The sequence below is a fragment of the Halomonas sp. genome, from assembly GCF_014859505.1.
In the GTDB taxonomy this organism is placed as follows: domain Bacteria; phylum Pseudomonadota; class Gammaproteobacteria; order Pseudomonadales; family Halomonadaceae; genus Halomonas.
In genome coordinates, this window is sequence record NZ_JACUUD010000055.1 from 1 (window position 1) to 19,355 (window position 19,355).

Genomic DNA, 19,355 nt, shown 5'->3' on the forward strand with positions numbered 1-19,355 from the left:
GTGGTACAGGGTTCGAACCTGTGACCCCCAGCTTGTAAGGCTGGTGCTCTCCCAGCTGAGCTAACCACCCCTGGACACGTGGCGCTGCATTCTACAGGGGACGTAATCAATGTCAACGCTTTTTGCCTGACGGCCCCCGGCGCACCATTCCACCGGCATTTCATCGACTTGCCCCAGCCCCAGGGCACTCATGCATGCTCGGCCATGAAGGCAGCGATGACATCGGCCGCTTCATCGATCAGCGACGCCTGGGTGCGGCCGCTGGCGCGTCGCGGTCGCCAGTCATGATCGCCATCCTCGAGCAGGTGGACACGGGCACCACCCAGGTCATAGCCGGCGATTTCTTCCCCGCTGCCGAACAGGTCGCGACTGCCCTGAACCACCAGGGTAGGACAGGCGATCAGCGGCCAGTGGGAGAGACGCAGCGACTCGGGCTTGCCCGACGGGTGGAAGGGGTAGCCGCACAGGATCAAGCCGGCAGCGCCGTCGCGGGCCGCCAGCAGGCTCGCCACCCGCGCCCCCATGGACTTGCCACCGAGCCATAGGGGCGGCAGCGAAGAATGCGTCAGAGTGTCGCACCAGCGCATCAATTCCTCGACCAGGCGATCGATGCGGGGAGGAGGCCGGCGCCTCGCCTCGCGGTGCATCTGCTGAAGGTAGGCGAACTCGATGGCCAGGGTCTGGACGCCGCGCTCGGCCAGGGCGTCGCGACAGTGCTCCAGAAATGTGGAATCCTGACCGGCACCCGCGCCATGGGCCACCAGCAGTCGTCCGATGCGGGCCTCGCCGCGCACCTCCAGGGGACCGTCGGGTAGCCTCCAGCGACCACATTCGCCCGCTACCAGACGGTCGCGACAACGGGCCGGGGTAATGGGCTCATAATCCTGAGCGGCATAATGTGACAAGGGGTCTCCTCGTGAGTTCTCCGACTACACCGATTGGCGTGTTCAGGATTGAGACGGGCTGCGATACAATCCATAACGTCTTGACCTGCATCATCCTCGGGGCGCTGGGTCCGTGGCAAACTGACGCAGCTTCAACCCGCTACCGCGTTCGATGGGAACCTGACATGAGCACAGCACTGGAACACCCGACCTACAACTACAAGGTAGTTCGGCAGTTCGCGATCATGACAGTTGTGTGGGGCATCGTGGGCATGCTCCTCGGTGTCATCCTCGCCGCACAACTGGTATGGCCGCAACTCAACCTCGATCTACCCTGGACAAGCTTCGGCCGCCTGCGGCCGCTGCACACCAACGCCGTGATCTTCGCCTTCGGGGGTTCCGCGCTGTTTGCCACCTCCTACTACGTGGTGCAGCGGACCTGTCAGACTCGACTGTGGTCCGACAAGCTGGCCGCCTTCACCTTCTGGGGCTGGCAGGCGGTGATCCTCTCGGCGGTGATCACCCTGCCGCTGGGCTACACCACCGCCAAGGAGTACGCCGAGCTGGAGTGGCCGATCAACATCCTGATCGCCGTAGTGTGGGTCACCTATGCCCTGATCTTCCTGATGACCATCAAGCAGCGCAAGACCTCCCACATCTACGTGGCCAACTGGTTCTTCGCCGCCTTCATCCTGACCGTCGCGGTGCTGCACATCGTCAACAACGCCGGCATCCCGGTCACCGCCATGTATTCCGTCTCCGTCTACGCCGGCGCCATCGACGCCATGGTGCAGTGGTGGTACGGCCACAACGCGGTGGGCTTCTTCCTGACCGCCGGCTTCCTGGGGATGATGTACTACTTCGTGCCCAAGCAGGCCGAGCGCCCGGTCTACTCCTATCGCCTCTCCATCGTCCACTTCTGGTCGCTGATCATGGTCTACATGTGGGCCGGGCCGCATCACCTGCACTACACTGCCCTGCCCAACTGGGCCCAGTCGCTGGGCATGGTCATGTCGATCATCCTGCTGGCGCCCTCCTGGGGCGGCATGATCAACGGCATGATGACCCTCTCCGGCGCCTGGCATAAGCTGCGTACCGACCCGACCCTGCGCTTCCTGGTGGTGGCCCTCTCCTTCTACGGCATGTCCACCTTCGAGGGCCCGATGATGGCAGTGAAGACCGTCAACGCCCTCTCCCACTACACCGACTGGACCATCGGTCACGTCCATGCCGGCGCCCTGGGCTGGGTGGCGATGATCACCATCGGCTCCATGTATCACCTGATCCCGCGCCTGTTCGGCCGCACCGAGATGCACTCCGTGAACCTGATCGCCGTGCACTTCTGGCTGGCGACCATCGGCACTGTGCTCTACATCGCTTCCATGTGGGTCAACGGTATCCTGCAGGGCCTGATGTGGCGCGCCATCAACCCCGACGGCACCCTGATGTACACCTTCATCGAGTCCGTCGAGGCCAGCGGCCCGGGCTATATCGTGCGCCTGATCGGCGGCCTGTGCTGGGTCGTGGGCATGCTGATCATGGCCTACAACGTCACCATGACCGTCAAGCGCGGCGAAGGCGCCCGTCAGCCGCTTCCGCAGACTGCCTGAGCCAACCGGGGATACCGACACCAATGAAACACGAGATTGTCGAAAAGAACATTGGCCTGCTCGCCGTGCTGATCCTGGTGGTCATCAGTTTCGGCGGCCTGGCCGAGGTCGTGCCGCTCTTCTTCCAGAAGCAGACCACGGAGCCGGTGGAGGGGCTGCGCCCGCTCTCCGCCCTGGAGCTGGAGGGCCGCGACATCTATCGCCGCGAGGGCTGCGTCGGCTGCCATTCGCAGATGATCCGTCCGTTCCGCGCCGAGACCGAGCGCTACGGCCACTACAGCGTGGCCGGCGAGTCGGTCTACGACCACAACTTCCTGTGGGGCTCCAAGCGCACCGGCCCGGACCTGGCCCGCGTCGGCGGCCGCTACAGTGATGACTGGCACCGCGCCCACATGTACAACCCGCGCGACGTGGTACCCGAGTCGATCATGCCCTCCTACCCGTGGCTCTTCGAGCGCACGCTCGACGGCAGCGACACGCCGAGGAAGATGGAGGTCCTACGCATGGTGGGCGTACCCTACACCGACGAGGACATCGCCAACGCTACCCGCGAGGTACGCGGCCAGCAGGAGATCACCGCGCTGATCGCCTACCTTCAGCAGCTCGGCACGGTACTCGAGGGAACCCGCTGAGCATGGATACCGGGACTTTCCGCGGCATCATCACCGGTCTGCTGATCGTGGCCTTCCTCGGCATCACCTGGTGGGCCTACTCGAAGCGGCGCAAGCCGGATTTCGACGAGGCGGCCCACCTGCCCTTCGCCGATGATGATGAGCAACCGAACCGTGACAGAAGCGCCTCGCCGAACGGGGCCGATTCCCGCAAGAGCAAGGGAGACAGGAACACATGAACAATCTCTGGGGTGACTCCCTTTCCGGGTTCTGGAGCGCCTGGATCATCGTCATCACGCTGGGCTCCATCGGTTTTGCCTTCTGGCTGCTCTACGCCAACCGCAAGACCGACAAGACCCCCGACGCCGATGGCAACATCGAGACCACCGGGCACGCCGCCGATGGCATCGAGGAGTATGACAACCCGCTGCCGCGCTGGTGGTTCCAGCTCTATGTGGGCACCGTGATCTTCTCGCTGGGCTACCTGGTGCTCTACCCGGGCCTCGGCAACTTCGCCGGCGTGCTGGGCTGGACCCAGGAGGGGCAGTGGGAAGAGGAGGTAGCCCGCGCCGAGGAGCGCTTCACGCCGATCTTTGCCCAGTATCAGGAGATCCCGATCCCCGAACTGGCCCGCGACGCGGACGCCATGCAGGTGGCCGAGCGCATCTACCTCAACAACTGTGCGGTGTGCCACGGCTCCAATGCCCAGGGCGGCTACGGCTTCCCCAATCTGACCAACGACGACTGGCTCTATGGCGGCGAGCCGGAGCAGATCCTGACCACCCTGCACCGCGGCCGCAACGGGCTGATGCCCTCCTGGCGGCAGTTGGGCGAGGAGAACATCGAGAACGTCACCCAGCACGTGCTGGCGCTGTCCGACCTCGAGCACGACGGCGTGCGCGCCGAGCGCGGTGCCGCCACCTTCGCCTCGGTATGTGCCGCCTGCCATATGCCCAACGGCACCGGCAACCAGGCGCTGGGTGCGCCCAACCTGACCAACGACATCTGGCTCTACCAGGCACCGGGCCAGAGCGTGGCGGACTCCGTGCGCCAGACCCTGCGCAACGGCCGCAACGGCCACATGCCCGCCCAGGCCGCCTACATCGGCGAGGAGCGCGTCCACCTGGTCGCCGCCTACGTCTACAGCCTGCGCTTCCGGGACTGACCCGGTTCCCGGGCGCTAACCGAAGGGTGCGGCCTCACGTCGCACCCTTTCTCGTTGGCTCGCGGTCTCGATACAATGGCTGCACCGCAACACACCAGCGCTGGTCCTCTCCCCCTCCTGCCGTGAGCCTGCCATGAGCGACAAGATACCCACCCGCGATGTCACGCCGTCACCGGTCGAGCTGCATACGCCCGGCCCCAGGGGGCCTCAGGAGAAGGTCCAACAGGAGATGTACGCCAGCCGGCGCCACATCTACGTGCGAGAGATCCAAGGGCTGTTCCAGAAGGTACGGCGCAGCGCCAACTGGCTGCTGATGCTGCTGTTCTTCGTGATGCCCTGGGTGCCCTGGGGCGACCGTCCGGCCATCTGGTTCGACCTGCCCGGCCGGGAGTTCCATATCTTCGCCGCCACCTTCTATCCCCAGGAGTTCATGCTGCTCTCCTGGCTGTTGATCATCTGCGCCTTCGGACTGTTCTTCATCACGGTGTTCGCTGGCCGGGTGTGGTGCGGCTACACCTGCCCGCAGAGCGTCTGGACCTTCCTGTTCATCTGGTTCGAGCATCGCCTGGAGGGTAGCCGGAACCGCCGCATCAAGCTCGACGGTCAGGGCATGAGCGCCGACAAGCTATGGCGCAAGTCGGCCAAGCATGCCATCTGGCTGGCCATCGCCCTGGCTACCGGGGTGACCTTCGTCGGCTACTTCACGCCGATTCGCGAGCTCGTGGTCGACCTGCCCACCCTCGAGGCCCATGGCTGGTCCTATTTCTGGACCGGCTTCTTCCTGGTCTTCACCTACCTCAACGCGGGCTGGCTGCGCGAGCAGGTGTGCATCTACATGTGCCCCTACGCCCGCTTCCAGTCGGTGATGTTCGACCGCGACACCCTGATCGTCTCCTACGACACGGACCGCGGCGAACCGCGCGGGGCGCGCAAGAAGACCCTCAGCCACGCCGAGGCCAGGGAGGCCGGCCACGGCGACTGCATCGACTGCGACCTCTGCGTGCAGGTCTGCCCCACCGGCATCGACATCCGCGACGGACTGCAGTATGAATGCATCACCTGCGCGGCCTGCATCGATGCCTGCGACAGCGTCATGGACAAGATGGGCTATCCCCGCGGCCTGGTCCGCTACACCACGGAGAATGCCCTCGAGGGCAAACCCACCCATATCCTGCGTCCGCGCCTGATGGGCTACCTGGCGGCACTGATCGTGATGATCGGGGTCTTTGCCTGGGCGGTGGCCGACCGCACCCCGCTGGGCTTCGAGGTGGAGCGCGAGCGCACAGAGCTCTACCAGCTCACCCGCGACGGCCGACTGAGCAACGTCTACGTGCTGATGGTGCGCAACCTGGACGGTCAGGAGCACAGCTATCGCCTGGAAGCCTCGGGGCTGCCGGGGCTGGTCCTGGACACCGACCGCATCACGGTACCCGCCGGCGACAGCCGCCGCGCCGTGGTATCGATCACCGTCGACCCCGAGGTGATCGAACGCCCCAGCCACCCCATCACCCTGCGCATCGAGGCCGATGAGCACCCAAGCATCGCGCTGGAGCGTGAGACCCGCTTCATCGGCGAACTCCGGAGATGACATGTCCCACCCAGTGACCCCCTGGTACAAGCAGTTCTGGCCCTGGTTCCTCCTCGGCCTGCTGATGCTCTCGATCAGCGTCAGCTCGACCTTCGCCTACCTGGCCGTGAAGAGCACTGATGGCATGGTGCAGGAGGACTACTACGAGCACGGCCGCGCCATCAACATGGTGCTGGCCAAGCAGGAGCGCGCCGCAGAGCTGGGGATCGAGGCCAGCCTGCGCATCGATCCGCTGACCAGCGACGTGATCCTCGACCTGGAGGGCGGGGATAGCTTCCCCGAGAAGCTCGACTTCGAGCTGATATTCCCCACTCAGGACGACCGCGACATCGAGCTGACCCTCGAGCACGTGCGCGATGGCCTCTACTTGGGCCAGGCACCCGACAACCTGCGCTATCGCTGGTACCTGCAGCTCCAGCCCCAGAGCGACGAGCCCGAGTGGCGCCTGGTCGGCGAGGGTCGCTTCCCGAATGAGGAGGCCGTGCGCCTGACTCCCGGCCGGGCGGCACCCGCCAAAGACTCCTGACATGCCGGATCGGCGAGGAACCCTAAGCCCATGAGTGAGGCCGTCGCTGCCGACTCGACGGAGTGCTACCACTGTGGCAGCCGGGTCCCCCCCGGCGCGCCCTGGTCGATCACCTTCGACGATCTCCGCCGACCGCTGTGTTGCCCCGGCTGCGAGGCGGTGGCCCACGCCATCGTCGACGGCGGCCTGGAAAGCTACTACCGCTTCCGCACCGAGCTCCCTGAACGCCCGGACGAGCAGGAATCCGTGCGTGCCGAGACCTGGGCGGTGTTCGACGACCCGGGCCTGCAGCATCGGTTCGTGCATGCGGAGGGCGACGACAGCGGTCGGGTCCATGCCACCCTGGCGGTGGACGGCATCACCTGCGCCGCCTGTGCCTGGTTGATCGAGCACCGCCTCAACGCCCTGGCGGGAGTCGACTCCAGCGCCGTCAACCTCACCCACCATCGCGTGCGGGTGAGCTGGGACCCCGAGGCGGTCAAGCTGTCGCGGATACTGGCCGAGATGGCGGGCATCGGCTACCAGGCCCAGCCCTACGAGCCCGACGAGGCCCAGGTGCGCCTGCAGCACGAGGAGCGCATGAACGTGCGCCGCCTGATCATCGCCGCGGTGGGCATGGCCCAGGTGATGATGTTCTCCATCCCCATCTACGTGGCCGGCCCCGAGGGCATCAGCGAGGATTTCCGCGCCCTCTTCCACTGGCTCTCCTTCGCCCTGACGACCCCGGTGGTCTTCTTCTCGGCGGCGCCCTTCTTCCGAAATGCCCTGCGCGACCTGCGCAACCGGGTGCTGGGCATGGACGTGCCGGTGTCCCTGGCCATCGGCTTCGCCTATACCGCCAGCGGCTATGCGGTGATCACCGGCAAGGGCGAGGTCTATTTCGACTCGGCGGCCATGTTCACCTTCTTCCTGCTCTTCGGCCGCTACGTGGAGGCCCGCGCCCGCCGCCGCAGCGGCCACAGCGGCAACGCCATGGCCGGTGCCCTGCCGCTCTCGGCCATTCGCCTGACCGACGAGGGGGAGGAGCGCATCCTGCCGGCCAGCGAACTCACCGCCGGCGACCGGGTGCTGGTCAAGCCCGGCCACGGAGTGCCCGCCGACGGGGTGATCGAGGACGGCGAGTCGAGCCTCGACGAATCCATGCTGACCGGCGAGTACCTGCCGGTGACCCGACGCCTCGGCGACACCGTCACCGGCGGCAGCCAGAACATCGAGAGCCCCCTGGTGGTGCGCGTGACGCACGCCGGGCGCGATGCCCGTGTCGCCGGCATCGTCGACCTCACCGACCGCGCCTTCGCCAGCCGCCCGCGCCTGGCGCAGATGGCCGCGCGCATGGCCCACCTCTTCGTGCTGCGCCTGCTGGTGGTCACCGCCGTGGTCACCATCGCCTGGTGGTTCATCGACCCGGCGCGGATGCCCTGGATCATGCTCTCGGTGCTGGTGGTCACCTGCCCCTGTGCCCTGGCCCTGGCCACCCCCACCGCGCTTACCGCCGGCCACGGCCAGCTGCGCCGCCGAGGCGTGCTGGTGACCCGCGCCGACGCCATCGAGGCGCTCTCCCAGCTCGACCGGGTGATCCTCGACAAGACCGGCACTCTGACCAGTGGCGAGATGACGCTGATCGAGACCCGCCCTCTGGGAGGACTTGATGCCGACCACAGCCGCCACCTGGCTGCTGCACTGGAGGCCCAATCCGAACATCCCATCGCCCGGGCCTTCCATCCCCATCGACTGGCCACGCTGCACGCTTCCGAGGTGGCCAGCCGCACCGGCCAGGGCCTGGAGGGCATCCTCGAGGGCCGCCGCTGGCGGCTCGGCAAGCCGGCGTTCGCCGCGCCGGACCACTCCCTAGAGGCGCCCGGCGATGGCCAGTGGCTATTGCTCACCGAGGAGGGAGAGCCGCGCGCCTGGTTCGCCCTCCAGGACCGGGTGCGCGAGGACGCCGCCGACACCGTGGCGGCGCTCAAGGCACTGGGCCTCGAGGTGGAGCTGCTCTCCGGCGACACCCCCGGCGCGGCGGGAGATCTTGCCCGGCGGCTGGACATCCCCACCTGGCGGGGAAGCGCCAGCCCCGAGGACAAGCTCGCGCGCATCCGCGAGTGCCAGGCGGCAGGCGAGACGGTCGCCATGGTGGGTGACGGCATCAACGACATCCCGGTGCTCGCCGGCGCCGACGTGGCCATCGCCATGAACGGCGCAACCGACCTGGCGCGCACCAGCGCCGACGCCATCCTCCTCAGCCCGCGCCTGTCACGCATCGTCGAGGCGATCGAGATCAGTCGGGCCACCCGCCGAGTGATGCGTCAGAACATGATCTGGTCAGTGTGCTACAACTTCACCGCCATGCCCATCGCCGCCGTGGGCCTGGTGCCCCCCTGGCTGGCCGCCATGGGCATGTCGGCCAGCTCCCTGGTGGTGGTGGGCAACGCCCTGCGTCTCAACCGCTTCCGCAGCCGCGCCATGCCCGCCGCCGCTCCCCCGCCCACGCCATCCCCTGAACCGAGCCGGGTGACCCCATGAGCATTCTCTACCTGCTGATCCCGCTGTCGCTGATCCTGCTGGGCCTGGCCGTCTGGGCCTTCTTCTGGGCGGTGAAGAACGACCAGTTCGAGGACCTGGAGGGCCCCGCCCACCGCATCCTCTTCGACGAGGACGAGAACGACCTGCCCCCCGAGGAGCGCCAGCGCCGCCGCGAGGCCCGCGAGCGCGCCGCCCAGGAGCGCCGCGACACCGACCCGGAGCCCTGATGGATCCCACCGGACTCGGCCTGCCGCCCCTCGCGGCGGCCTTCGTCTTCGGCCTGCTCGGCGGCGCACACTGCATCGGCATGTGCGGCGGCATCATGAGCGCCCTGACCTTCGCCGTACCCCCCAGCATGCGCTCCCCTGCCCGCCTGACCGGCCTGCTGCTGGGCTACAACCTGGGACGCATCGCCAGCTACATGCTCGCCGGCGCCCTGGTGGCGGCCCTCGGTACCCTGGTGGCCATCACCCCGACGGCTCGCCTGGTGCTCCAGATCCTGGCGGCGGTGATGCTGATCCTGATGGCGCTCTACATCGCCGACTGGTGGAAGGGGCTGCTGCGGGTCGAAGCCGTCGGCAAGCGCCTGTGGCGCCACCTGGAGCCGGTGGGGCGGCGGCTGATGCCGGTGGTGAAGATCCCCCAGGCCATGGCGCTGGGCGCCGTGTGGGGCTGGCTGCCCTGCGGGCTGGTCTACTCGATGCTGGCCTGGAGCCTGGCCGCCGCCGACCCGCTCAGGGGCGCGACGCTGATGGGTGCCTTCGGCCTCGGCACCCTGCCGGCGCTGCTTGCCACCGGCCTGGCGGCGCGCCAGCTGGGCGGGCTGATCCGCCATCCGGCCACACGCACGCTGGCGGCGCTGTCGATCATCACCTTCGCGCTGTGGCAGCTGTGGTTGATGCTGCCCGCTCAAGGTCACGGCTGATTCGGCACTATTCCACGCCGGATTGACGCAGCTCAACGCCCCTTGCGCCAGGCCGCCCTAGCATGAGAGCACATCCACAGCCCGGAGCGCCATCATGCCCGTTCAGGCGAAACGCAACGCTCATCGCGTCGGGCCATCCTGGGCGGCCGGAGGCAGGCGCTCGATGCAGTTCCACGACCACGACGGATCGCACTACCTCACCTATCCCGCCCGTCTCGACGCAGGAGACGGTGCCGCGGCACTGACACAGGCCCTGTCCGAGCGCCCCCCCGGGTCACCGCTGGCGCTGCACGTGCGCTTGCCCTTCTGCCGGCAGGCGTGCCGCTTCTGTGCTTCTCAGCGAGTGCCGTCCAGCGACAACCGTCAGGCCGAGCCCTACCTCACCCGGCTCGACCGCGAGATGGTACTGGTCAGCCGCCTGCTGGGCCGCCTCCCGACCGTGCAGCGCCTGCACTGGGGCGGCGGCGCTCCCGCCTTTCTCTCGCTGGACCAGATGGGAGACCTCTTCGACCGCCTCGACGCCCGCTTCGGGCTGTCCGAGGACAGGGGTCGCGACTTCAGCATCGAGATCGACCCCCGCGAGGCCAATGTCTTCACCCTGCGCCACCTGCAGGCGCTGGGCTTCAACCGCCTGAGCCTGGGTGTCCAGGAGCTCGACCTGCGCGTCCAGAAGGCGATCAACCGGATCCAGCCCCGGGTGCTGACCGAATCCCTGGTGGACGAGGCCGAGCGCCTCGGCTTCCACTCCCTCAACCTCGACCTGATCGTGGGCCTGCCGCTGCAGACCCCCCGGGGCTTCGGGGAGACCCTCGACCAGGTGATCGCCATGACCCCGGCGCGCATCACCCTGCGCCGCTACGCCCACCTGCCGGAGCGCAACCGTCCCCAGCGCGAGATCCTCACCGAGGACCTGCCCGACGCCGCCACCCGCCTGGCGATCCTCGAGGCGGCTCGCGAGCGGCTGGATGACGCCGGCTACGTGCACATCGGGCTCGGCCAGTTTGCCCGCCCCGATGACAGCCTGGCCCAGGCCCTGGGGGAGGGCCGCCTGGCCCGCGATCTGCAGGGCTACACCCACTACCCGCCCGGCGACCAGCTCGGCCTCGGGGTCGCCGCCCTCAGCCGGGTCGGCGATACCTTGACCCGCAACGCCCTGAGCCTGGCCGACTACGAGGCGGCGCTGGACGCCAGCCGCCTGCCCGCCGGCGTCGGCCACCGACTGGACGCCGTCGAACGCCTGCACCGCGACGCCATCGAGGCGCTCGCCTGCCGCCGCGAACTGGACCTGACCGCCCTCTCGCAGGCCCATGGGCTCGACGCCGGGGCGGCCCTGGCCGGCGCCCTCGAGCGCCTCGCCCCCTTCTGCCAGGCGGGGCTGCTCGAGCGCCACGGCGAATGCCTGCGGGTGACCCCTGACGGGCTCTGGGGCCTGACCCACCTGCTGGCCGCCTTCGACCCCGAAGCCTCCCCGGTGTCGTGAGCCGGGCCGGGCCGGCCTACCTCCTTGGAGGTGGTTTGCCCTGCCCGAAGTTTCCTCCATAATGGTCGGCATGATCATGATCAAGGAGGAGGCGGCCATGCCTGATAGCCTGACCGGACGGCGGCGCTCTGTACTGCACGAGACTCGCTGCCAGACCTGCAGCCTGAGTTCGCTCTGCCTGCCGCTGGCCCTCGAGGTTCAGGACATGGACCAGTTCGACGCCATCATCCGCCGGCGCGCGCCCCTCAAGAAGGGCGAGACCCTGTTCCGCCAGGACAGCCCCTTCACGAGCGTCTATGCGGTGCGGTCGGGCAGCCTCAAGCAGGTGACCACCGAGGGCAGCGGCGACGACCAGCTGACCAACTTCTACCTGCCCAGCGAGCTGGTGGGGCTGGACGGCATCGACGAGGAGCAGTATCCCGGCACCGTGGTGGCTCTGGAGACCACCACGGTGTGCGAGATTCCCTTCGATCGCCTGGACCAGCTGTCGGAGTCCCTTCCCGAGCTGCGCGGCCAGCTCTATCGCAGCATGAGCAAGGAGCTGCGCGACGACCGCCGCATGATGCGCCTGCTCTCCCGCAAGACCGCCGACCAGCGCCTGGCCAGCTTCTTCACCAGCCTCTCCGACCGCTTCCGCCGGCGCGGCTACTCCCCCTACAGCTTCCGCCTCTCCATGTCCCGGGCCGATATCGGCAACTACCTGGGCCTGGCCGTGGAGACGGTCAGCCGCATCCTCGGCCGCTTTCAGAGCCAGGGCCTGGTGGAGGTCTCGGGCCGCGAGGTGCATATCCTCGACCTCGAGTCGCTGATCCAGGTCGCCGAGGAGGAAGGGGCGAAGTAGCCCCGGGCGGCGAAGTTACGCCAAGCGGCAAGGCCGGCGCCCCCCCCTCCCCTGCCTGAAGTAAAGAACCCCATCGTGCGAGTGCCCGATGGGGTTCCTTGTGTTTGCCACCCTGCCGCCTGCGGCAGGACTACTCGTTGAGGAGATCGATGCGGCTGGCCAACCGTCGCGCCTGCTTCTCCTCCAGCCCGGCGAAATCGAACAGCTCACGGTCGGCCAGCTGCGACGGCGCCACGTTGGTCACCGCCTTGAACATGCTCTCCAGGCGCCCGGGGTGCTTCTTCTCCCACTCGGCGAGCATCTCCTTGACCACCTGGCGCTGCAGGTTCGGCTGGGAGCCGCACAGGTTGCAGGGGATGATCGGGAACGCCATCAGCCGGGCAAACTCGGCGATATCCGCCTCGCGGCAGTAGGCCAGCGGACGGATCAGGATGTTCTTGCCGTCGTCGGAGAGCAGCTTGGGAGGCATGGCCTTGAGGCTGCCGCCGAAGAAGAGGTTGAGGAACAGGGTCTCGAGGATATCCTCGCGATGGTGGCCCAGGGCGATCTTGGTAGCGCCGATCTCCTCGGCGAAGCCGTAGAGGGAGCCGCGGCGCAGCCGCGAGCAGAGCGCGCAGGTGGTCTTGCCCTCCGGCGTCTTCTCCTTGACCACCGAGTAGGTGTCGCGCTCGAGGATATGGTACTCGACGCCGATCGACTCAAGGTACTCGGGCAGCACCTGCTCGGGAAAGCCCGGCTGCTTCTGGTCGAGGTTGACCGCTAGCAGCGAGAAGTCGATCGGGGCGTTGCGCTGCAGGTTGCGCAGGATCGACAGCAGGGTGTAGCTGTCCTTGCCGCCGGACAAGCACACCATCACCCGGTCGCCCTCGTGAATCATGCCATAGTCGATGATGGCGTTACCCACCTGGCGGCGCAGGCGCTTCTGCAGCTTGTTGAACTCACGACGCCCACGGGCATCCAGGGCGTCGAGGGTCGGCGAGGGGGCTTCCTGAATCGGGGGGACCGCCACGGAGGGAATCTCCTGGCGATCGAGAGGGTCGAAGATCAGGGCGTCTTGCATGGTCGGTAAGCGCTGCCAGTGCGGGCCAAAATGACGGGCGCCCATCCTACCATCGCCGGCGCCATCAGGCGATGCCGACCCCGACCTTCAGGAATAGCGCCCAACGACGCTGGCCTGGTGTTCCAGGTGCAGGAAGATCAGCGCCGTGGTCACCGCATTGCCCAGGGCGGTATGGCGCCCCATCAGCGGCACATCCAGCAGCTCGGTCACCTTCTCGAAGCGCGGGGCGGACTCCACCTCAGGATGGCGGCGTCGCAGGCGGCGCAGATAGCTCTGGGCCACATCGATGGTGGCGTTGGGCAGGTCAAAGCCGAAGCGGGGCCGCAGCTCGCGATTGAGGATCGCCAGATCGTAGCCCAGGTGCCACCCCAGCAGGGGACGGTTGCCGACGAAGTCGAGCAGGCGCTCCAGCGCCTCATCCACCGCCATGCCGCCCTCCAGGTCGATGCCACGCAGGCCGTGGATGCGGATCGAATCGCCACACAGCGAATCCGGGCGCGCCAGACGCAGGTCCAGGGATTCGCTGGTCAGCACCCGATCGCCACGCACCTTGACGGCGGCGATGGAGACCAGCTCGGCGGTTCGGGTATCCAGCCCCGTGGTCTCGGTATCGATGACCACCATCTCGTCCCCCGTGTAGGGGTGAAAGAGCCAGGCATAGTCGCCGTTGGCGTGCCGTCGTCGATCGGCAGCGCGCCGCAGGACCTTGAGCATGATGGGGCTCCATGTTGTGCCATTGTTTTCTCTTCGCGCGTCGTCGTTCCCCGGGGCATCAGCCAGACGTCACGAATACTCAAGATGAAAGCGATGCGAGAGACGCTGCTTGAAGTCCTTGACGATATGCAGCGCCTCGCGCAGCAGGTCGCGCTCCAGCGACGAGAGCTCCTGCACCACCACGCGGTCGGGCTTGCGCTCGCCTCCGCTGTCAAGGTGTTCGAGCTGCTGCTTGAGGCGCATTTCGGTGAACAGCGACAGGGCCTCGCCCAGATCCTCCGCGAAGCGCGGCTCCAACCGGCCGTCCGCCGCCAGGGCATCCAACCGCTCCAGGGTGGAGGTAGGACGGATGCGCCGCTCCAGGGCCATCACCCGCACCCCGTGGACGATGGGGAAGATACCCCCCTTCTTGATGTCGATGCCGTGCTGGGGGCGCTTGAGCGAGCCAAACAGGGTCAGCGGGGTCGAGAAGCGCAGGATGGTGCGGGCGAAATAGGAGAGCAGCAGCTCGTCGCCGGCGCAGCGATCGAACAGCTCGTCGCGCACGCGATCGAGCAGCGCCGGGTTGCCGGCCACCGCGTGAGAGTCGAGCATGATAGCCAGCTTCATCAGGCTGTCGCCGTCACGCTTGCTGGCCCATCGGGCGATGCGCTCACGCCACTGGGTCACGGTACCTACCCACTCGGGGTTGGAGACCATGATGTTGCCCGGGCAGGGCGGGTAACCCAGCTCGATCAGGGTCTCGGTGAGGCGCTGCATCTGCTCGTCGCATTCGGGCCACTCGAGGCCGTCCGCCAGAATCAGGCCATTGTCCTGGTCCGTCTTGAGGATCTGCTCGCCGCGCCCCTCGCTGCCCATGACCATCAGGCAGCTGTCACGGTGATAGCGCTCGTCGACCTGAAAGCCCCAGGCCTTGCTCATGATCCGCCCGTTGAGCGCCGCCAGCAGGCCCATGGCAAAGCGCAGCTTGACACCCTGGGCCATCAGCGCCTTGACCAGCTCCGGGGTGCGGCGACTGGCGGCCGCCAGCGCCTCGAGGCTCTCGGCCTGCTCCACCTGCAGGCTGACCACGTAGCTGCGGCTCGAGAAGAAGCTGAGCACGTCGGTCAGCTCCACGACGCCAATCGCCGCCTTCTTCTCCAGAACCACCACCCGCTCCACCTTGTGGCGGGTCATCACCACCAGCGCCTCGAATAGATACTGCCCGGGCCCCACCGTGATCAGCTCGTATCGGCCCAGGCCTTCCAGGGCGCTGTCACGATCACGTTCCTCCATCACCAGGGCGTTGAGCAGGTCGGTCTTGGTGATCATACCGGGGCCGGGGTGGCCCTCCACCAGCAGGCTGTCGGCATGGCGCTCGTTGATGGTGGTCACCGCCTCCGCGATGGTGGTGGTGGCCGGCACGATCAGCGGCTCACGCATGCACTCATCGACCCGGGCCAGCATGAAGCCGGCCATGGTGACCCCGCCTTCGGCGCGCTGCTCGGTCAGCAGGCGTGCCTTGTGAGCCAGGGTCTGGCGGAAGAACTCGGAGAAGGGCGGGTAGTCGTCGCAGAGTTCGAGGAACAGTACCCTGGGCAGCAGGTAGCAGAGGCTTTCCTGCTCGGCCCGGAAGCGGTAGCGACTCTTGCCGTTGAGGATGCTGATGGCCCCGAAGAGGTCGCCGCGGGTGTAGTGGCCGATACGGGAACGGGCGGCCGGCAGGGTCGGGTCGACTTCCGCCACCTCGCCCTTCTGGATGAGGAAAAGGTTCTCGCCGGCCTGCCCCGTCTCGAGGATGATCTCGTCGCGGTCGAAGTAGGCCAGGTCAACGCCCTGGCGAACTCGCTCGCGGCCGGCCTCGTCGAGCAGGGTGAACGGCGGTTGGGAAAGATCGACCTCGACCATGGCGCTGACCTCACAGGCGGCTTTCCGACCATGGCCCACTGGATCACCGCCACCCCAGGCGGGGCCGATGGCTGACGGATGGACCGGTGCGGGAACGGCACTACTGGCCGCCACCTGATTGTAGTTGGATGCGGGTCTGCCGCGACGGCGGGCCCGGATGTCCTGCCTGGCGGGAGGACTCCTGGAAGGATAGCAGCCACTCCATTGCCCTTATAAGCTAGACGAACGTCTCTCCTCCCGATGCCTTAGACGATTGTCCAAGCCCGTGTTGACACGACGAAAGCCAGCCACGCCGCCCCTATACAATCGTCCTAATCCGGCCTCCCCCTCCTCTGAAATCAGCCGGAAAAATGCGCCCAAACCATTGATAAAAAAGGCACCAACCAACATCTATTAAATCGTATTTTTCTCATGATACGAAAGTCTGGGATTCATTTTCGCCACTCATTGCCCACTATCCACACTGCATCATACAGGGCAATCACACGACAACGATGTATCCCGATGCCGACGTGGCCTGCCATACGGCCTCCTACCTGCCAGGATGGGCCCCAGGGGCGCAAGGGTCGGGCAACAGGCATGAGATTGCCCTGGTGACCCGCAAACAACAGACCACCCAATTTCCCAACCCCACCAATAACAAGTGGAGAACACGACAATGGCGGAAGAGAAAACCGATTCCACCGGCTACTGGAAGGCGAACGTACGCCTGATCACCGGATGCCTGATCGTCTGGGCCTTCGTTTCCTACGGATGCGCCATCCTGTTTCGGCCGCTGCTCTCCGGCATTCCCGTGGGCGGCACCGACCTGGGCTTCTGGTTCGCTCAGCAGGGCTCCATCCTCACCTTTATCGTGCTGATCTTCTTCTACGCCTGGAAGATGAACAAGCTCGATCAAAAATTCGGTCTGGGGGAGTAAGCCAGCATGAGTCAATTTGCCATCAACCTGCTGTTCGTAGGGGCCTCCTTCGCCCTCTACATCGGCATCGCCATCTGGGCCCGAGCGGGCTCGACCAAGGACTTCTACGTCGCGGGCGGCGGCGTTCACCCGATCACCAACGGCATGGCCACCGCCGCCGACTGGATGTCCGCGGCGTCCTTCATCTCCATGGCCGGCCTGCTGGCCTCCGGCGGCTACGCCAACTCGTCGTTCCTGATGGGCTGGACCGGCGGCTACGTGATCCTGGCCATGCTGCTGGCCCCCTACCTGCGCAAGTTCGGCAAGTTTACCGTGCCGGACTTCATCGGTGACCGCTTCTACAGCAATGCGGCCCGTCTGGTGGCCGTCATCTGCCTGATCGTGGCCTCCGTGACCTATGTCATCGGCCAGATGACCGGCGCCGGCGTGGCCTTCTCGCGCTTCCTCGAGGTCTCCAATACCTGGGGCATCTGGATCGCGGCCTTCATCGTGTTCCTCTATGCGGTATTCGGCGGCATGAAGGGCATCACCTATACCCAGGTGGCCCAGTACGTGGTGTTGATCATCGCCTACACCATCCCGGCAGTCTTCATCGCCTTCCAGCTGACCGGTAACCCGATCCCCATGTTCGGCATGTTCAGCACCCACACCGAATCCGGCGTGCCGCTGCTGCAGAAGCTCGATGACGTCGTGGTGGCGCTGGGCTTCCGGGACTATACGGCGGACGTGGACAACAAGCTCAACATGGTGCTGTTCACCCTGTCGCTGATGGTGGGTACCGCGGGCCTGCCCCACGTCATCATCCGCTTCTTCACCGTGCCGAAGGTGGCAGATGCACGCTGGTCCGCCGGCTGGGCCCTGGTGTTCATCGCCCTGCTCTACCTGACCGCACCGGCCGTGGGCTCCATGGCGCGCCTCAACCTGATGACCACCGTCTATCCGGAGATGACCGGCCAGGTCGAGGACTACGAGGCCGCTTCTTCCGAGCCGATCCTCTATGAGGACCGTCCGGACTGGATTCGCACCTGGGAAGAGACCGGCCTGATCACCTTCAACGACCTCAACAACGACGGACGCATCCAACTCTACAACGATGCCAACCCCGAGTTCGCCGAGACCGCCGAGGCACGCGGCTGGGCAGGCAACGAGCTGAGCGTCAACAACGACATCCTGGTACTGGCCAACCCGGAGATCGCCAACCTGCCCAGTTGGGTCATCGGTCTGATCGCCGCCGGCGGCATCGCGGCTGCCCTCTCCACTGCCGCGGGCCTGCTGCTGGCCATCTCCTCGGCCATCAGTCATGACCTGATCAAGACCATGATCAACCCCAAGATCTCCGAGAAGGGCGAGATGCTGGCGGCACGGATCTCCATGGGCGGTGCCATCCTGCTAGCGACCTACCTGGGCCTCAACCCTCCGGGCTTCGCCGCCCAGACGGTGGCCCTGGCCTTCGGTATCGCCGGCGCCTCGCTGTTCCCGGCGCTGATGATGGGGATCTTCTCCAAGCGGGTGAACAACAAGGGCGCGGTTGCCGGCATGCTGACCGGTCTGATCCTGACCCTGCTCTACATCTTCACCTACCTGGGCTGGTTCTTCATTCCGGGCACCAACATGCTGGCCAACACCCCGGACAACTGGATCCTGGGCATCTCCCCGCTCTCCTTCGGCGCGGTGGGTGCGATCTTCAATTTCGCTGTTGCCTTCGCGGTCTCCAGTGCCACCGAGGAGCCCCCGCAGGAGATCCAGGACCTGGTGGAAAGCGTGCGCTATCCCAAGGGTGCGGGCACGGCCATCGACCACTAACCCCTCGGGTCTATCTGGGTCATAATGGCCCCCTGGCCCGGCTAACCCCGGGCCAGTCAATCCCCACCGATCGGGCTTCCCAAGGGAAGCCCGATCGCTTTGAGTAAGGACCTTTCATGATTTGGCACCTGATCGCGGCGGTCTTCGCCGGCCTCGGCGCCGCCGGCATCGGCATGCTGCTGCGCATGGCCAGCGGCAAGCGACTACCGACCTGGATCATCCCGGTATTCGCCGGTCTGGGCATGCTCGGCTACCAGATCAACGTCGAGTACTCCTGGTACGAGCACAAGCGGCAACTGCTGCCCGAGTCGGCCCGGGTGGTGCAGGTCCAGCACGACGCCATGTTCTGGCGCCCCTGGACCTATCTCTTCCCCATGACCACCGCCTTCGGCGTGGTCGATGAGCAGAGCATGGCGGTTCAGGAGCAGGAGGGGGAACGCCGGGTCGAGTTCCTGCTCTACCACTTCGAGAAGCAGGTCCAGGACCGGGTCACGACCCAGACCTGGCTGATGAACTGCACCACCCGCGAGATGCTGCCGCTGGAAGCGGACACTCGCCGGCCCCTTCTCGAGCACAGCCGCCGGCTGACCGAGGAAGCCCCGCTCTACCGGGCGGTCTGCGAACAAAACTGAGCGGCGCTGCCCAGCATCGGCGCATTGCCCTAGAATAGGCGCACACCGAGGGGGAGAAAGTGCATGTTCTCAGGATGGCTGCTGGTTGCCATATCGCTGCTCTACATCGCCGTCCTGTTCGGCATCGCCTGGCGAGGCGACCGTCATGCCCGCCAGCATGGCGCCAGCCGGCGACGGCCCATCATCTACA

The 19,355-nt window shown here is 66.5% G+C and carries 18 protein-coding genes; 14 read left to right on the forward strand and 4 right to left on the reverse strand.

Translation table 11 applies throughout. The features are described 5' to 3' along the window. Positions 1–188: 188 nt before the first annotated feature. On the reverse strand, positions 189–905 hold the full coding sequence (locus tag IBX53_RS09095; protein WP_367171550.1) for an alpha/beta family hydrolase: 717 nt from the start codon (positions 903–905) through the stop codon (positions 189–191). Between the two features lie 164 nt (positions 906–1,069). On the opposite strand from IBX53_RS09095, the gene ccoN reads away from it, so the two are divergent. The 11 genes from ccoN to fnr all read left to right on the forward strand — a co-directional run bounded on the left by ccoN (position 1,070) and on the right by fnr (position 12,150). Next, entirely contained in the window at positions 1,070–2,494 is a 1,425-nt protein-coding gene (gene ccoN, locus IBX53_RS09100) for a cytochrome-c oxidase, cbb3-type subunit I (RefSeq protein ID WP_290908251.1), read from the forward strand. A 23-nt stretch (positions 2,495–2,517) separates the two neighbouring features. Further along, complete coding sequence (ccoO, locus tag IBX53_RS09105; protein WP_290908254.1) at positions 2,518–3,126, forward strand: cytochrome-c oxidase, cbb3-type subunit II; 609 nt, start codon at positions 2,518–2,520, stop codon at positions 3,124–3,126. Between the two features lie 2 nt (positions 3,127–3,128). Next, positions 3,129–3,344: a cbb3-type cytochrome c oxidase subunit 3 gene (locus IBX53_RS09110; RefSeq protein ID WP_110068484.1), complete on the forward strand. Its 216-nt coding sequence runs from the start codon at positions 3,129–3,131 to the stop codon at positions 3,342–3,344. Next, the gene (gene ccoP / locus IBX53_RS09115; protein ID WP_290908260.1) at positions 3,341–4,270 is read left to right on the forward strand and encodes a cytochrome-c oxidase, cbb3-type subunit III; all 930 of its coding nucleotides are present in this window, start codon (positions 3,341–3,343) and stop codon (positions 4,268–4,270) included. The genes IBX53_RS09110 and ccoP overlap by 4 nt, the downstream gene beginning before the upstream one ends. A 133-nt stretch (positions 4,271–4,403) precedes the next feature. Then, positions 4,404–5,858, forward strand: a complete 1,455-nt coding sequence (ccoG, locus tag IBX53_RS09120; protein ID WP_290908264.1) for a cytochrome c oxidase accessory protein CcoG — start codon at positions 4,404–4,406, stop codon at positions 5,856–5,858. 1 nt (position 5,859) lies between these two features. Next, a complete protein-coding gene (locus IBX53_RS09125) occupies positions 5,860–6,384 on the forward strand; it encodes a FixH family protein (RefSeq protein ID WP_290908267.1) in 525 nt (174 codons plus the stop codon). A 30-nt stretch (positions 6,385–6,414) separates the two neighbouring features. Continuing rightward, positions 6,415–8,904 (forward strand): heavy metal translocating P-type ATPase, encoded by a 2,490-nt coding sequence (locus tag IBX53_RS09130; protein ID WP_290908269.1) that lies wholly within the window; start codon positions 6,415–6,417, stop codon positions 8,902–8,904. Next, the gene (ccoS, locus tag IBX53_RS09135; RefSeq protein WP_290908271.1) at positions 8,901–9,131 is read left to right on the forward strand and encodes a cbb3-type cytochrome oxidase assembly protein CcoS; all 231 of its coding nucleotides are present in this window, start codon (positions 8,901–8,903) and stop codon (positions 9,129–9,131) included. Before IBX53_RS09130 ends, ccoS begins: the two co-directional genes overlap by 4 nt. Beyond that, complete coding sequence (locus tag IBX53_RS09140; RefSeq protein WP_290908275.1) at positions 9,131–9,829, forward strand: sulfite exporter TauE/SafE family protein; 699 nt, start codon at positions 9,131–9,133, stop codon at positions 9,827–9,829. Before ccoS ends, IBX53_RS09140 begins: the two co-directional genes overlap by 1 nt. A 163-nt stretch (positions 9,830–9,992) precedes the next feature. Further along, positions 9,993–11,309 (forward strand): oxygen-independent coproporphyrinogen III oxidase, encoded by a 1,317-nt coding sequence (gene hemN / locus IBX53_RS09145; RefSeq protein WP_290908280.1) that lies wholly within the window; start codon positions 9,993–9,995, stop codon positions 11,307–11,309. 97 nt (positions 11,310–11,406) lie between these two features. Continuing rightward, positions 11,407–12,150: a fumarate/nitrate reduction transcriptional regulator Fnr gene (fnr, locus tag IBX53_RS09150; protein ID WP_119023644.1), complete on the forward strand. Its 744-nt coding sequence runs from the start codon at positions 11,407–11,409 to the stop codon at positions 12,148–12,150. A 130-nt stretch (positions 12,151–12,280) separates the two neighbouring features. Here the strand turns inward: fnr and ttcA are convergent, their stop codons facing one another. The 3 genes from ttcA to IBX53_RS09165 form a co-directional block, all read right to left on the reverse strand. Continuing rightward, entirely contained in the window at positions 12,281–13,210 is a 930-nt protein-coding gene (gene ttcA / locus IBX53_RS09155) for a tRNA 2-thiocytidine(32) synthetase TtcA (protein WP_290908287.1), read from the reverse strand. A gap of 87 nt (positions 13,211–13,297) precedes the next feature. Further along, the gene (locus tag IBX53_RS09160) at positions 13,298–13,924 is read right to left on the reverse strand and encodes a 3'-5' exonuclease (RefSeq protein ID WP_290908290.1); all 627 of its coding nucleotides are present in this window, start codon (positions 13,922–13,924) and stop codon (positions 13,298–13,300) included. A gap of 69 nt (positions 13,925–13,993) precedes the next feature. Beyond that, positions 13,994–15,811 (reverse strand): putative nucleotidyltransferase substrate binding domain-containing protein, encoded by a 1,818-nt coding sequence (locus IBX53_RS09165; RefSeq protein WP_290908293.1) that lies wholly within the window; start codon positions 15,809–15,811, stop codon positions 13,994–13,996. A gap of 658 nt (positions 15,812–16,469) precedes the next feature. Between IBX53_RS09165 and IBX53_RS09170 the strand changes: the two genes are divergently transcribed. The 3 genes from IBX53_RS09170 (at position 16,470) to IBX53_RS09180 (ending at position 19,165) form a co-directional block, all read left to right on the forward strand. Further along, positions 16,470–16,730, forward strand: a complete 261-nt coding sequence (locus IBX53_RS09170) for a DUF4212 domain-containing protein (RefSeq protein ID WP_290908295.1) — start codon at positions 16,470–16,472, stop codon at positions 16,728–16,730. 6 nt (positions 16,731–16,736) lie between these two features. Next, on the forward strand, positions 16,737–18,533 hold the full coding sequence (locus IBX53_RS09175) for a sodium:solute symporter family protein (protein ID WP_290908299.1): 1,797 nt from the start codon (positions 16,737–16,739) through the stop codon (positions 18,531–18,533). A gap of 116 nt (positions 18,534–18,649) precedes the next feature. Further along, positions 18,650–19,165: a hypothetical protein gene (locus IBX53_RS09180; RefSeq protein ID WP_290908301.1), complete on the forward strand. Its 516-nt coding sequence runs from the start codon at positions 18,650–18,652 to the stop codon at positions 19,163–19,165. The last annotated feature ends 190 nt before the right edge of the window (positions 19,166–19,355 follow it).

Coding starts and splice junctions, on each gene's coding strand:
- fnr (WP_119023644.1), top strand. CDS start 11,407: ATGCCTGATAGCCTGACCGGACGGCGGCGCTCTGTACTGCACGAGACT.
- ccoO (WP_290908254.1), top strand. CDS start 2,518: ATGAAACACGAGATTGTCGAAAAGAACATTGGCCTGCTCGCCGTGCTG.
- ccoG (WP_290908264.1), top strand. CDS start 4,404: ATGAGCGACAAGATACCCACCCGCGATGTCACGCCGTCACCGGTCGAG.
- ttcA (WP_290908287.1), bottom strand. CDS start 13,210: ATGCAAGACGCCCTGATCTTCGACCCTCTCGATCGCCAGGAGATTCCC.
- IBX53_RS09110 (WP_110068484.1), top strand. CDS start 3,129: ATGGATACCGGGACTTTCCGCGGCATCATCACCGGTCTGCTGATCGTG.
- ccoN (WP_290908251.1), top strand. CDS start 1,070: ATGAGCACAGCACTGGAACACCCGACCTACAACTACAAGGTAGTTCGG.
- IBX53_RS09130 (WP_290908269.1), top strand. CDS start 6,415: ATGAGTGAGGCCGTCGCTGCCGACTCGACGGAGTGCTACCACTGTGGC.
- IBX53_RS09180 (WP_290908301.1), top strand. CDS start 18,650: ATGATTTGGCACCTGATCGCGGCGGTCTTCGCCGGCCTCGGCGCCGCC.
- IBX53_RS09165 (WP_290908293.1), bottom strand. CDS start 15,811: ATGGTCGAGGTCGATCTTTCCCAACCGCCGTTCACCCTGCTCGACGAG.
- IBX53_RS09170 (WP_290908295.1), top strand. CDS start 16,470: ATGGCGGAAGAGAAAACCGATTCCACCGGCTACTGGAAGGCGAACGTA.
- ccoS (WP_290908271.1), top strand. CDS start 8,901: ATGAGCATTCTCTACCTGCTGATCCCGCTGTCGCTGATCCTGCTGGGC.
- IBX53_RS09160 (WP_290908290.1), bottom strand. CDS start 13,924: ATGCTCAAGGTCCTGCGGCGCGCTGCCGATCGACGACGGCACGCCAAC.
- IBX53_RS09140 (WP_290908275.1), top strand. CDS start 9,131: ATGGATCCCACCGGACTCGGCCTGCCGCCCCTCGCGGCGGCCTTCGTC.
- IBX53_RS09175 (WP_290908299.1), top strand. CDS start 16,737: ATGAGTCAATTTGCCATCAACCTGCTGTTCGTAGGGGCCTCCTTCGCC.
- IBX53_RS09125 (WP_290908267.1), top strand. CDS start 5,860: ATGTCCCACCCAGTGACCCCCTGGTACAAGCAGTTCTGGCCCTGGTTC.
- hemN (WP_290908280.1), top strand. CDS start 9,993: ATGCAGTTCCACGACCACGACGGATCGCACTACCTCACCTATCCCGCC.
- ccoP (WP_290908260.1), top strand. CDS start 3,341: ATGAACAATCTCTGGGGTGACTCCCTTTCCGGGTTCTGGAGCGCCTGG.